The organism is Roseateles sp. (assembly GCF_031397715.1).
Taxonomy (GTDB): Bacteria; Pseudomonadota; Gammaproteobacteria; order Burkholderiales; family Burkholderiaceae_C; genus Paucibacter_A.
Genome location: NZ_JANNMI010000314.1, coordinates 1 through 12,353, shown reverse-complemented (window position 1 = coordinate 12,353; position 12,353 = coordinate 1). Strand labels below are relative to the sequence as shown.

Genomic DNA, 12,353 nt, shown 5'->3' with positions numbered 1-12,353 from the left:
ACCACGCGGCCCTGCCAATGGCTGATTTTGGGGTTCAGTGACATACCGAATCAGAGCTTCTGGAAGGACAACGTCACATGGCCCAGCTCAACCCCGAATTTGCTCATGCGGGCCCTGTTGAGCATGACCTTGTCGTCGATCAGAAACATCCAGTCATCAAAGTCGACCTCATAGACCTTGCCGTCCACCGGCAGCTTCAGGCTGTAGCGCCAACGCAAGGCGTTGCCTGCTGCTTCGCCGGTGGCCGTGCCCACCACGTCGCCGGCCGTGCCGCTGTAGCGACCGCCGCCCAGCTCCTTGATGGTCCAAACGCGCCGCTCTTTGCCGCCGTCGCTGTATTCAAAGTCTTCCTCCAGCACGCCGGTGTCGCCTTGCCATGTGCCCTTCAATTTGACGGTGAAGCGACGCTTCACCTGGCCGCTGCGGTCGGTGAAGATGCCGTGCGCCAGCAACGGGCCGTTCAGATATTGGCGCAGTTCCAGCTTCGGCGTCTCTTGTGCATAGTCGGCCGGCGTTGGTGCAGCGCAGCCGGCCAGCCAGAGCGCTCCGGCAACAGTGATGGCGGCGCGCCGACTGACAAAAGTAGCAATAGTCTTCATGGCAACTCCTCGGCGCCCTGAGGGCGGATCCAGAACATGTACAGCAGGCCGGCGGCCAGCAGTTTCAATACACAGGGCAGCAGGCAGTAGCTCAGTGTCAGCGCGGCTAAGGCCTCGGCATCACTGCGGCCGGGCGCGTAGCCCAGCGCCTGCAGCAGCGGTAGGCTGAGGCCGGCGGCCAGCGCCAGATTGAGTTTGTTGGCGGCGTTCCACCAGCCAAAGAACGCACCTTCGGCCTGCCCGCTCAGGCCCGCGCGCTGCACCACGCGGGTCAGCATGGCGGCGGGAATGGCCAGGTCCGCGCCAAGGGCTAGCCCGCTGGCCAGGCAGATCAGCGCAAACGCGAGACCGTCCCCCGGGCCCAGCGTGGCCGCCCACGCAAACGCGGCCACCGCCAGCAACATCCCGCAACCCCAGCTGCGCGCTTGACCGATGCGGGCTACCAGGCGCAGCCACAGCGGCAAGGAGAGGGCCGCCGCGATGAAGTACAGGCCCAGAAAAGCCCCTTCCCACTGCGGCGTTTGCAGCAGGTCGCGAACAAAAAACAGCAAAAGGCTGGCCGGAATCGCCGCCGCGATGCCGTTCAGCAGAAAGACCGCCAACAGGCGCCTGAATGCCGGCACCTGCCAAACCGGCGCGGCGTCGCTCGCTTCGCCGGCCCGGCGAGCCGGTGCGCGCGGTGCCCGACTCAGGAGCAACAGGCCCAAGCACAGGGCCAGCGCCAAGGCCGCGGCGGTGGCTGGCAGCCCGATCAAACTCGGCAACAGGCTGGCGCTGATAACGCCGGCGAGTGCGCAGCCCTCGCGCCAGGCCACCACCCGCGTTTGCTCGGTCGCGCCGCCGCCCAGGCGTGCGCCCCAGGCCTGATGCATGACACTGAGCAGGCTGTAGCCAAAATAGGTCAGTAGCAAGAAGCCCGCGCACCAGATCAGCAGTGCCGTCTGCTCCCGCCAGGGCGGAAAGAACAGGCCGACAAAGCCGCCCAGCAACAGCAGCGCAGCCGCACCCATCAAGGGCAAGACCTGGGCGCTGCGCTGATTCAGCCAATGATCACAAAGCCGGCCAAGCCAAGGGTCAATCACCGCGTCGGCCAGCCGGGCGCCCAGCAGCAAGACTCCCAGCACCGCCAAGGGCATGCCGTACTCCTGGGCGTAATGGGCGGGCAGCAGGATGTAGAGCGGCAGCGCGACGAAGGCGAGGGCAAATCCGAGCGCACCATAGCGTGCGCCATCCGCCGGCCGCATCGTCAACGACGGGTCAGCGGCCGCCATCAATGCTGCCGAGCAGCTGCTTGCGCAGGCCGGGCTCCGAGCTTTGCGGAGCCAGCCAGATGCCCAGGAATAAGCGGCTGAAGAGCGGGTCTTGGATGCGCCGTTGCAAACGGCCATTGACGAAAAAGCTGATGGCTTCGCCCGGTTCATTCAGCCCGCTGAGCCGGTCGCCCGCCTTGACGTCGGGAAAGGCCGCCTCCATCTCGCTCAGCCAGGCTTGCGCCTGGCTCGCGCTGATGTCGGCCTGGCGACGCATCTCCGCCAATGAGCGCTTGGCAATCTCGGCGCCACTCAGGCTGCGCGCGTATTCCAACTCCAGGGCCAAAACCTGCAGGTGCCAGCTTTGCGCGTCGACACGGGCGGCGGCCCAGAGCCGGATGTCATAGATCAGCAGGCCAAAAAAGCGCATCTGCGCTTGGGTTTGTTGGCGCAGATGAGCCAGCTCGGGCGGTGCCGCCCATGCGACGGCCGGAGCGATCAGCATGGCCGTTAGGGCAATTTGGGCGTTGCGTCTGCGCATCGCCTAGTCCCGCACCAAAGTGAACTGCATCACATCGGTATTGCCGGCCGCAAAAGCGGCCTCGCAGTAGGCCAGGTAGAACTCCCACAGGCGCAGGAAGCGGGTGTCAAAGCCTTGCTCGCGCACGGCGCCCTCATGGTGCAAGAAAGCGTTGCGCCAGTGCTGCAAGGTGCGTGCATAGTCTTGCCCGAAAGCCAGTTCATTGACGACACGCAAGCCCGCTTTTTCCGCGTGGGCGCGGAACTTGCTCGGGCTCGGCAACATGCCGCCGGGGAAGATGTATTGCTGAATGAAGTCGCTGGAACGGCTGTAGCGCTCGAACAGATCATCGCGAATGGTGATGGTCTGTATGCAGGCACGGCCGCCGGGCTTGAGCTTGGCATGCACCGTCTTGAAATAGCCATCCCAATAGGCTTGGCCGACCGCCTCGAACATTTCGATCGAAATCACCGCGTCATAGGCCGGGTCCTGGATGTCGCGGTAGTCCTGCAGGCGCAACTCAGCCTTGGCGGCCAGACCCGCAGCGGCCAGCCGCTGCTGCGCCCAAGCCAGTTGCTCGCTGGACAGGGTCACGCCGGTCAACTGGGCGCCAAAGTCCCGGGTAGCGACCTCGGCCACCGCACCCCAGCCACAGCCGATCTCCAGCACTCGGTCGCCGGCGCTAACGCCGCACTCAAGCAGTGCGCGCCGCATCTTGGCGGTCTGCGCGTCGGCCAGTGGCTGATCGGTGCCGGCTTCAAACCAGGCGCTGGAGTAGTTCATGCTCGGGTCCAGCCAGAGCTTGTAGAAGTCGTTGCCGATGTCGTAATGGGCATGAATGTTCTTGCGGCTGCCGGCCCGGCTATTGCGTTTGAACAAATGGCGCAGGCGGTGCAGGGCGGCGCCCCACCAGGACCCGAAGATCGCCTGATCGAGGCTGGCGCGATTCCTGATGAACAGCTCCAGCAAGGCGCGCAAATCCGGTGAGCTCCAATGGCCCGCTACATAGCTCTCGGCAAAACCGATATCGCCCGAGCGCAAAGCAGCCGAGCAGACGGCCCAATCGCGGATGCGAAAGGCGGCGCGCGGGCTGTTCGCGTCGCTTTTGTCGCCAAAATGGGCGGTCGTGCCGTCGGGCATCTGCAGGTCCAGGCTGCCGTGGCGCAGATGCGTGAGCAGGCCGAAGACGGTGCGCGCCGCGGCCGGGGCGTCGTCGGGCAGGGCGAGACGGTGCTTGAGGGTGGTGGAGTTCATGCGGGATCGGCGCTTATCAACGGGACAAAAGAGATTCGGGAGGGCTGGGCTTGCCGAACAACGGCACCCGTTTGAGCCAGAGGCGCAAGGCCTGCCAATGGATGCGGGCCAGCACCATCAGGCTGAGCGCCGGCACGGCGAAGAAGGCCGCGCGCGCACTGGCCTCGGTCAAGGGCTGCAACTCGCCGCTGACGCTGGTCAGCAACAGCAAGTCGCCGGCCTCGTCCTCATGGTCAACCCGCGCGACGGTGCGCAGGCCGGCGCTGCCACTGCTGTGCATGAAGCGAAAGCGGTAACGGCCGGCGACGCGGCAAAACGGCGACACGTGGAAAACCTTGCTGGCCAGCAGCTCGCGGCCCAGTGCCAGTTCAGGGCCTTGCAGCAAGTAGCAATGGCGTTCGCCGAAGGTGTTGTTGACCTCGACCAGGACGGCGGCAAGTTCCCCATTGCTGCGCTGGCAGTACCAAAAACTGACCGGCTTGAAGGCGTGGCCGAGCACTCTGGGGTAGCAATGCAGCCAGATCTCGCCGTCGGCATCGTCAATCCCTTCTCGCTGCAGCAGCGCTTCGACCCAAGCCAGGCTGTCGGCGCCGCCGTCACCGTGATCGGCGTCAAAGAAGCTCAGCCAGCGCAAGCCCGCGAAGCGGCCGTTGCGATGCAGCGCCGGGCAGGGCGACCGCCGCAAGGCGCGCATCGGCAGCATCAGAAAATAGCTGCGGTAGGCAAACGCATGCGGCGTCGGGCGCAGGCGGCGGTGGCGGACCTGACCGCGGCCGATCAGTGCTTGCTCGGGCCAGGCTTGGGTGCCGCTTGAATGTGGCGTCATGTCATGCCTGATGGGCCCAGCGCTCCAACAGCTGCTTGGCGACCGTCAGCCCCGACAGCAGGCCGTCTTCGTGAAAGCCGTAGCGCGTCCAGGCGCCGCAGTACCAGAGATGCCCCTCGCCTTGAATCAAGGGCAGGCGCGCCTGTGCGGCCACCGCGGGACTATCGAACACCGGGTGGGCGTAGTCAAACTCGGCCAAGGTCTTGTGCGCGGCCGGCTCTCGTACAGGATTCAGCGACACCATCACCGCCTGCTTCCAGGGCAGCGGCTGCAAGCGGTTGAGCCAGTAGTGCAGGCAGACGGCAGCCGGCTCGCCGCCCGCCGACGTGCCGCCATGCTCGTAATTCCAGGCGGCCCAGGCCCGTTCGCGGCGCGGCATCAGCCGCGTGTCGGTGTGCAATACCGCGCGATTGCGGTGGTATGGGATGGCGCTCAGGATTTGCCGCTCGGCCTTGCTCGGCTCGGCCAGCAGGGCCAGCGATTGGTCGCTGTGGCCGGCCAGCACCACTTCATCGAAACGCTCACGACCGCGATCGCTCTGTACTTCTACGCCGCCACTCGCCAGCCGATGCACCTTGTAGACCGGGCTGCCCAGTCGCGCGTCGGCAATGCGGCTCAAGAGCTTGTCGACATAGTGCCGGGCGCCGCCGCGAACGGTGTACCACGGCGGCCGGTTGGTCACTTGCAGCAAGCCGTGGTTGTGGCAAAAGCGAATCAGGGTGGAGATCGGGAACTCCAGCATTTGCCGGGTCGGACAGGACCAAATGCAGGCCACCATGGGCAGCAAATACCAGTCGCGAAACGGGGCCGTGAAGTGGTGCTGATCGAGGAATTGACCGATCGGTTGCGCCAATTGGGACTCTTGGCCATGCTCGGCCAGCTCGGTGCAAAGGCGGTTGAAGCGTTGCAAGTCCGCCAGCATGCGCCAGAAGGCCGGGCGCAAGAGGTTGGCGCGCTGCGCGAACACGCCGTTCAGATTGCTGCCGCTCCATTCCAGCTGGCGGTCGGCCACTTGTACCGAGAAGGACATCTCACTCGGCGCGACTTCGACCTGGAGTTGCTTGAATAACTCGATCAGCAGCGGGTAGGTGCGTTGGTTGAACACCAAGAAGCCGGTGTCAACGCCGTGACGCTGACCCTCCAACTCGATGTCGACGGTGTGGGTGTGGCCGCCGAAATAGTCGTTCGCCTCAAACAGGCTGACTTGTGTCTGCGAGCTCAGGGCCCAGGCCGCCGACAGGCCGGCAATGCCGGAGCCGATCACCGCCACCCGGCGCTTGGCTTGGCCTGCGCCACTGACTTGCTGACCCAGCTGCGCTAAAAACGGCAGCAGCGGACCGGCATGTCCGGCTCCGCTGTGCAAGGTCTCGCGCAAGGCCCCGCGTGAACTGCCGGGCAAACTGCCGGGCAAACTTCTAGACAACGAAAAGGGGCTTGCGCTAACGGCGCAAGCCCCGGGTATAAAAGTAGTCGCAAAGTGCCTCGGAGCCAACGAGGGAGGGAGGGAGGAGGAGGAAAACGGCTCCAAGATTGCTACTCCATTGAAGGAGTGACTTTGCGACTGTAAGTGCATTAATCCTACCGAATTTTCGAAAGGAGTGCGCGCATTTCTTTGCGTTTGCAATTGTTTACATGCCACATCTAATTTGTTCGATATGGACGAATTTATGCGCTCGGTTGTGGTGTTAGTGAGCGCCGCCATCGATGCATACTTGAATCCAGCAGTCATGGTGGTGGCGAGCGTTGGCATGCTTGAGTCGGCTTGAGTCAGTCTGGATTCAGGGTTTGGCCAACAAACGTTCGACTTCGCTGGTCAGGCCGCTGCTGAGCGGATCGGTGGTCGACCAAAAGCTCAGCACTTGTTGTCCATCGCGCGAGATCAGATATTTGTGGAAGTTCCATTTCGGCGCACTACCGCTGCGCTTGATCAGATCAGCAAAGAGCGGGTTGGTATCCGGCTTGCCGCCTTTCACCACCGATTTGGCAAACATTGGAAATTTCACATTGAAGGTGTTTTCGCAGAACTCGGCGATTTCTTTGTTGCTGCCCGGCTCCTGGCTGCCGAAGTCATTGGACGGGAAACCCAGCACCACCAAGCCGCGCTCTGCATAGCGCTCGGCCAGGGTTTCAAGTGCCTTGTACTGAGAGGTAAAGCCGCAAAAACTGGCCGTGTTGACCACCAACACCACCTTGCCGGCGTATTGGCAGAGGGGCTGCGACTTTTCATCCTGCAAGCGTGGCATTTCGCGCTGCAGCAGCGGCGGGCAGGCGGTGGTTGCCGGCGCGCCCGCTGGGGCCGGCGCCGCCTGACTGGAGGCTGCCGCGAAGCAAGCAAACAGTGCGAGCAGACAGGCCTTGCTTAAGGGGATCAACGGCACAGGCTTTGGCATTTTTTGTCCTAGTCAATTCGCTCAAGTGGCTTTATATTAGGCTCAATTATATTTTTTGTCTATTGTTTGTCTAGGACAAATTTCTTTGAAAGGCTGTTCATGTTTGATGTGCCGAGTGACATGGCCTGCTTGCTTGCCTGCGTGGCGCGCGCGCACGTGCGGGCCGCTGAGGGACGCCAATGACAAGCGTCGAGGCTGCGGAGCTGGACGCGAGCTGGGTGGGCATTGCCGCCGTGGAGCGGGACACCGGCTTGAGCAAGGACACGCTGCGGGTGTGGGAGCGGCGCTATGGCTTCCCGCTGCCGCTGCGCGACGCTGGCGGTGACCGGGTCTATTCACCCTGTCAGGTGCAGCGCCTGCGGTTGTTGAAGCGCTTGCTGGACGCAGGCCACCGGCCCGGCCGCGTTGTGCCGGCGAGCCAGCAAGCGCTGGAGTCCTTGCTGCAAGTGCAGGCCGGGCCGTCGGGGCCTGGCGGCAAAGAAGCCCCCCCAAGCGGGCCGACGCTGGATTCGGCGCAGGCCGAGGAAATGCAGGGCCTGCTGCAGCTATTGCGCCACCATCAGGTGGATGAGCTGCGCAGGCAGCTCGCGCAGGCCTTGATGCGCCAGGGCTTGCGCAACGTTGTGCTGCAGTTGGTGGCGCCGCTGACCCGCCTGGTCGGCGAGAGTTGGATGCGCGGTGAGTTGGAGGTGTTCGAGGAACATATCTACACCGAGACGGTGCAACAGGTTTTGCGTCAGGCGGTGCAGGGTGTTGCCGCCCAGGTCAGCGCCGGGCGGCCGCGCGTCTTGTTGACCACCTTGCCCGGCGAGCCGCATGGCTTAGGGTTGCTGATGGTGGAGGCCTTGTTGGCGATCGAAGCTTGCCAATGCCTATCGCTGGGTGTGCAAACGCCGGCGGACGAGCTGCCACGTGCGGCGGCCGCGCATGGCTCCGACATTTTGGCCTTGAGCTTCAGCGGTCTCATCTCAGCCGGCACGGCGCGGCGGGCCTTGAGTGATTTGCGCGTCGCCTTGCCGGCACCCGTCGAGTTGTGGGCCGGCGGCAGCGCGCTGCTATTGAAGCGGCCGTTCAAATTGGGCGGCGTTCGGGTCGTCAATGACTTGGCCGACTTGCCACGCGCGGTGGCGAGCTGGCGCGCGGCCCATCCATGAAATGAGCCCGCTATGGACGAGCTGAGTGCGGGCTTAGGGCGGGCTCGGGGCTGACGGCAAGCGCCGCGGCGATCAGTGGCTCCGGCGGCGGTACAGCACCACCAGACCGAAGCAAGCGGACGCGACCACCAAACCGCCGACGAACTGCAGCGACGCGGTTTGCATCAATGCTGCCCCGACGTCGCGCAGCGCCCAGCCGGCGAAATGGCTGATGAATTGCGGCATCGTATCCGGCAACTGCGAGCCGTCGCGCATCTGGTTTTTGGCGTCCATCATGGCGCGGCTGGCGCCGTCGAACTGGGCGTGCAGCAGGTCCCAGACCACCGTGTTGCCGTAGAGCTTGTCCAGCACATTGCCGCCGACCACGACGGCCGCAATCACGGCCGGCGTGCCCCAGCGTTTCAGCCAGGCCGAGGCGGCCATCAGGATCATGAACAGCGGCGCCAGCCACAAGGTGAACAGCAGCGTCCCAACGGCCAGCCTGGCCAAGCCCGCCGCGCCGGCCACCGCCAGGGCCCACCAAGACACCTCCGTCAAGGCGCCCACACCCATCACCTTGATCACCGCGGCTGCGGCCATCAGCACGCCCATGGCGGCACCGATGGCGAGCGACAGCAAAAACACGAAAACGGTGTGCATCAGCAGTGTGGCCAGGATGCTCTCGCTGTGGCTGCCTGGCAGCGACAGCCAAAACTCGATCGTGCGATCCTGGCTGTCGCGCCGCGCCAGGCCGGGCAGCTGAAACGAGGTGACCAGGAAGGTCAGCGCGAAGGCGGCGATGGTGGTCATACCCAGCGCCGCGGCGGCCAGCACCGTGGGCGGCATATGGGCGTCGTCCAGCTGGATCTGGCCGAACGGAATCACCAACAGGGCGATCAAGGGCAGGGTCAGCATCACGATCAGCCAGCCGCGGTGGTGCTGCATCCATTCGCGCTGCATCAGCGTCATAAATCTTGTCGAAAACATAGCGGTTCTCCTAGAAGCTTGAGCGATTCAGCTGGATTGGCGGGCGTGCAGTTCGGGCTTGCGGGTCAACGCCATGAACAGGTCGACCAGGCTGGGCCGAAAGCGCTGGCCCAGCTCCTGCACATGGGCGGGCGGCTCGCCGTCGAACAGCGCGGCGGCGCGGCCTTGTTGGCGGTAGCGCAAGAGCGGATGGGCGCAGGCAACCGCCTCGGCGGCCGCCGCGTCGTGCGACAACGCCACAAAGCGCGAGTCCATCTCCTCCAGGCTGATATTGAGCACCAGCTTGCCCTCGTCCAGCATCATCACGTCGCTGAGCAGGGTTTCGATCTCTTCGACCTGGTGGGTGGAGATCACGACCGTCCGTTCGCCGTCGCACCATTCGTCGATCAGCATCTCGTAAAAGCTCTTGCGCGACATCACGTCCAGGCCCAGTGTCGGCTCGTCCAGAATCATCAGCTTGGTGTCGATGGCGGCGATCAGGGCCAGATGCAATTGCGTCACCATGCCCTTGGACAGGCTTTTGACCTTGTCGCGCGGGCCGACGCTGGTGCGCTGCAGCAGCACTCGGGCGCGCTCGGCCGAAAAGCGCGGTTGCAGGCCGCTCATCAAGGTGATCAGCTCATCCACTCTTGCCCAGCGCGGCAGCACCGCCACATCGGGGATATAGGACATGGACTGCAGCAGCTCGTTGCGCTGCTTGCGCGGGTCCAGACCCAGCACCTTCAGCTCGCCGCTGCCGCCGATCAGGCCCACCATCGCCTTCATCAGCGAGGTCTTGCCGGCGCCGTTGTGGCCCAAGAGGCCGATGACGCGGCCCTTGGGGATGTTGAAGCTGATGTTGTCAATGGCGGTCTTGGCTTTGCCGCCAAAGCCGTAACGAAGGCTGAAATCGCGGGCTTCGATCAAGTGGCTCATTATTTCGTCTCCCAATTCAAGTCGGATGCGCTCAGGCCCAGGCGCTGCAACTTGTCGCGCAGCAGCGGCCATTCGGTCTGCAAAAACTGTTCGCGCTCGCTTTGCCGCAAGCGCGCCCGGGCGCCGCCGCGCACATACATGCCGATGCCGCGGCGGCTTTCGACCAGGCCGTTGTCGACCAGGCTTTGCAGCGCGCGGCTGACCGTCAGCGGGTTGATCAAATACTGGCTGGCCAGTTTGCGGACCGAGGGCATGGCGTCGCCTTCGGGCGGTTCGCCGTCCAACAGTTGCACGGCCAAGCGGTCGGCCAGTTGCTGGTAGATGGGGGCGGTGTCGTTCCAGTTGTGCATATCAACGGGGCCTGTGGCCTGTGTGTTGCTGATGTAGCACACCATAACAAAGCAGCACGGGCGCCCCTAGCCGGGAGCGACAGTCTGCAGAAATCGGGGGCTGAAGCGGACGGATCAGCCGTGCCGGCGGTTTGCGCTTGGCTTGGCTGTCGCTCGTCGGCAGCCGCCAGTCGTCGTGGCCGGCGAAGCTGAAGCCGTCCGCCCAGGCGACGGCCGTGCCCCAGCTCATCGTCCCGTTCACATTGGCATTGCGCAGCCAGGTGATGTCCAGATCGGTGTCGTAAAACGCATCGACCACCGCATCGCCGTTCAGGTCGCGATCTTGCAGCGCCGCCTGCACCGCTCCGGCCACGAGCATTGCGGCCACCGAAACTGCACCGAAAGCAGTGCGCCTGATCAGATTTTTCGATTTCATCGTCAGATCCTCACGTTGGTTGAAGTTGCACGGTTGCCGCCACGGCACCCGCGTGCACCAGAGTGCCCCCCCGCCACAGAGTCAATCCTTAAATCTAGGGACGAGTAGCGTGGCATCGACTTGCCTACGTCAAGCGCCCCCAGCCCATATGCTGGAGCCTTTGCTTGCCGGTGCCTGGATGCCGCCGGAGCCCGGCGCTGCCACCGACCGCAGGGCACCCTGCGCGCAGCGAATCCACAAATCGCTTTCCGATTCGCTGCGGCAGCAACAAACGCTGAGGCACAATTTCTGCGCTACCGGAGACGAAATGTCGAGCAGGAAAGCGCCGACGCCGCGGATTTCCACCGTCGCCCACTCCGCGCCGGACAGCGCTCGGCCCAGCCCCTAGCCACGGCAGCGTCTTCGGTGTCGAGCAGCAAGTAGCCGCCCACCATCTCCTTGGCCTCGGCGAAGGGGCCGTCCCAGACCTGGGTGCCGCCGTCACGCTTGCTCAAACGCTTTGCCGCCGTGCCCAGCCAGTTGACGCCGAGCAGCAAGCCGGCTGCCTGCAGCTCAGCGGAGAAATCCACCATGCGCTGGTAGGCCGCCTCCCCGGCCACAAGGCCACGTTCAGCGCGCTGGCCCAGGGCTTCGATGATGAGCAGCATGTGGGGCATCGCGGGTGGAGTCCTATTGCGGCTGCGGGGCGGCGCGCTGGATTGATCGGAGCTGACGTTGTCACAGTCAGGCGCCGGCGTGTCAATCAAGGCCAGGCAGAAAGCAAACACCTCCGGGCGGCCTATTCCATTTCGGGATGTTGATCCGCAGGCTAGCCCCGGGCATGGCGATTGATTGAAGTAGCAGCCCGGGGGATCGTTCTGGGCGCCGAAACTCTGGTCCTGTTCGACCAGCCCTCGTCAATAGTTGTTGCCGGCTCAGGTTGTGCCGCCAGCCGGGAAGTTGGCGGCGGCGTCGCCCCCCGCCGTTCAAGCCTTCACTTCGACCACCTGCTCAAAGCCGCCGAAGATCATGCGTTTGCCGTCGAAGGGCATGGGCGGATTGCCGGGTGTGGACGGATCCATGCGCGGGTCGTCCATCATCTTCTTCATGCCTGCATCGCGCGTGGCCTTGTCAGGCCATTCGACCCACGAAAAGGCCACCGTCTCTTCGGCCGTGGCCTGGACTGCGCGGCGGAAGTCGGTGACCTTGCCGTCAGGGATGTCGTCGCCCCAAGCTTCGATCACACGGATTGCGCCCAGCTCGATGAACATCGAGTCGAAATGGCGCGCATGGTCGATGAACTTCTGCTTGTTGGCAGCGGGGACCGCGATCACGAAACCATCGATGTATGACATGTCTTCACTCCTGTTAAGTTGAACTGTGGGCGCGCCCGCCTGGAGGGCAGCTCGCATCCTATCGACGAATGACGCGGAGCAAAATCGACAAAGCGAGCTTGGCCGGAGGATGTTCGCTCTGTGGCCGCGCTGGTGCAGCACCGCTGCAGAATGCCCGACGGGTCGGCCGTTGCAGCGCCCTCAGCAGCCAGCCTATTGCTGGGCGCTTCATCAATGGTCCGAACTGATTGCTGTTTCCAGCCTCAAGCATGAATCAACTTCATCACTCACTTCTGGCTGGGCCAAGCTGATTTTGCACATAGCCGTTTTTCTCTGCAGTTTCGATTCACGTGATCGCCGGTGTTCATCGGCGCTTGCTGCGGACACAAATACCAACGACG

Annotated in this window: 13 protein-coding genes and 1 pseudogene; 1 reads left to right on the top strand and 13 read right to left on the bottom strand. The window is 64.0% G+C overall.

Translation table 11 applies throughout. The annotated features are described in order from the left end of the window. Nucleotides 1-50: 50 nt before the first annotated feature. The 7 genes from RMO57_RS13665 to RMO57_RS13635 all read right to left on the bottom strand — a co-directional run bounded on the left by RMO57_RS13665 (nt 51) and on the right by RMO57_RS13635 (nt 6,839). Nucleotides 51-599 (bottom strand): DUF3833 domain-containing protein, encoded by a 549-nt coding sequence (locus RMO57_RS13665; protein WP_310387468.1) that lies wholly within the window; start codon nt 597-599, stop codon nt 51-53. Then, nucleotides 596-1,870 carry an MFS transporter gene (locus tag RMO57_RS13660; protein ID WP_310387466.1) on the bottom strand — a complete coding sequence of 425 codons (1,275 nt, stop codon included), beginning with the start codon at nt 1,868-1,870 and terminating at the stop codon, nt 596-598. The genes RMO57_RS13665 and RMO57_RS13660 overlap by 4 nt, the downstream gene beginning before the upstream one ends. Further along, complete coding sequence (locus RMO57_RS13655) at nt 1,857-2,390, bottom strand: chalcone isomerase family protein (RefSeq protein WP_310387464.1); 534 nt, start codon at nt 2,388-2,390, stop codon at nt 1,857-1,859. The genes RMO57_RS13660 and RMO57_RS13655 overlap by 14 nt, the downstream gene beginning before the upstream one ends. A gap of 3 nt (nt 2,391-2,393) precedes the next feature. Further along, nucleotides 2,394-3,623 carry a cyclopropane-fatty-acyl-phospholipid synthase family protein gene (locus tag RMO57_RS13650; protein ID WP_310387462.1) on the bottom strand — a complete coding sequence of 410 codons (1,230 nt, stop codon included), beginning with the start codon at nt 3,621-3,623 and terminating at the stop codon, nt 2,394-2,396. A gap of 16 nt (nt 3,624-3,639) precedes the next feature. Then, on the bottom strand, nt 3,640-4,449 hold the full coding sequence (locus RMO57_RS13645) for a DUF1365 domain-containing protein (RefSeq protein ID WP_310387461.1): 810 nt from the start codon (nt 4,447-4,449) through the stop codon (nt 3,640-3,642). A gap of 1 nt (nt 4,450) precedes the next feature. Then, nucleotides 4,451-5,761 (bottom strand): NAD(P)/FAD-dependent oxidoreductase, encoded by a 1,311-nt coding sequence (locus RMO57_RS13640; protein ID WP_310387470.1) that lies wholly within the window; start codon nt 5,759-5,761, stop codon nt 4,451-4,453. A 466-nt stretch (nt 5,762-6,227) separates the two neighbouring features. After that, nucleotides 6,228-6,839, bottom strand: a complete 612-nt coding sequence (locus RMO57_RS13635; RefSeq protein WP_310387459.1) for a glutathione peroxidase — start codon at nt 6,837-6,839, stop codon at nt 6,228-6,230. Between the two features lie 179 nt (nt 6,840-7,018). Here RMO57_RS13635 and RMO57_RS13630 point away from each other — a divergent pair, with 179 nt between their 5' ends. Further along, nucleotides 7,019-7,993: a MerR family transcriptional regulator gene (locus RMO57_RS13630; protein WP_310387457.1), complete on the top strand. Its 975-nt coding sequence runs from the start codon at nt 7,019-7,021 to the stop codon at nt 7,991-7,993. 72 nt (nt 7,994-8,065) lie between these two features. Here the strand turns inward: RMO57_RS13630 and RMO57_RS13625 are convergent, their stop codons facing one another. The 6 genes and pseudogenes from RMO57_RS13625 to RMO57_RS13600 form a co-directional block, all read right to left on the bottom strand. Then, nucleotides 8,066-8,959, bottom strand: a complete 894-nt coding sequence (locus RMO57_RS13625) for a hypothetical protein (RefSeq protein WP_310387455.1) — start codon at nt 8,957-8,959, stop codon at nt 8,066-8,068. Nucleotides 8,960-8,986: 27 nt separating this feature from the next. Then, nucleotides 8,987-9,874 carry an ABC transporter ATP-binding protein gene (locus RMO57_RS13620; protein WP_310387453.1) on the bottom strand — a complete coding sequence of 296 codons (888 nt, stop codon included), beginning with the start codon at nt 9,872-9,874 and terminating at the stop codon, nt 8,987-8,989. Then, nucleotides 9,874-10,224, bottom strand: a complete 351-nt coding sequence (locus tag RMO57_RS13615; protein WP_310387450.1) for a GntR family transcriptional regulator — start codon at nt 10,222-10,224, stop codon at nt 9,874-9,876. Before RMO57_RS13615 ends, RMO57_RS13620 begins: the two co-directional genes overlap by 1 nt. A 1-nt stretch (nt 10,225) precedes the next feature. Continuing rightward, nucleotides 10,226-10,639: a hypothetical protein gene (locus RMO57_RS13610; protein WP_310387448.1), complete on the bottom strand. Its 414-nt coding sequence runs from the start codon at nt 10,637-10,639 to the stop codon at nt 10,226-10,228. A gap of 312 nt (nt 10,640-10,951) precedes the next feature. Next, a pseudogene (locus tag RMO57_RS13605) lies at nt 10,952-11,295 on the bottom strand (YciI family protein); the annotation flags it as partial. A gap of 309 nt (nt 11,296-11,604) precedes the next feature. After that, nucleotides 11,605-11,973, bottom strand: a complete 369-nt coding sequence (locus RMO57_RS13600) for a DUF1428 domain-containing protein (protein ID WP_310387445.1) — start codon at nt 11,971-11,973, stop codon at nt 11,605-11,607. Nucleotides 11,974-12,353 lie beyond the last annotated feature (380 nt).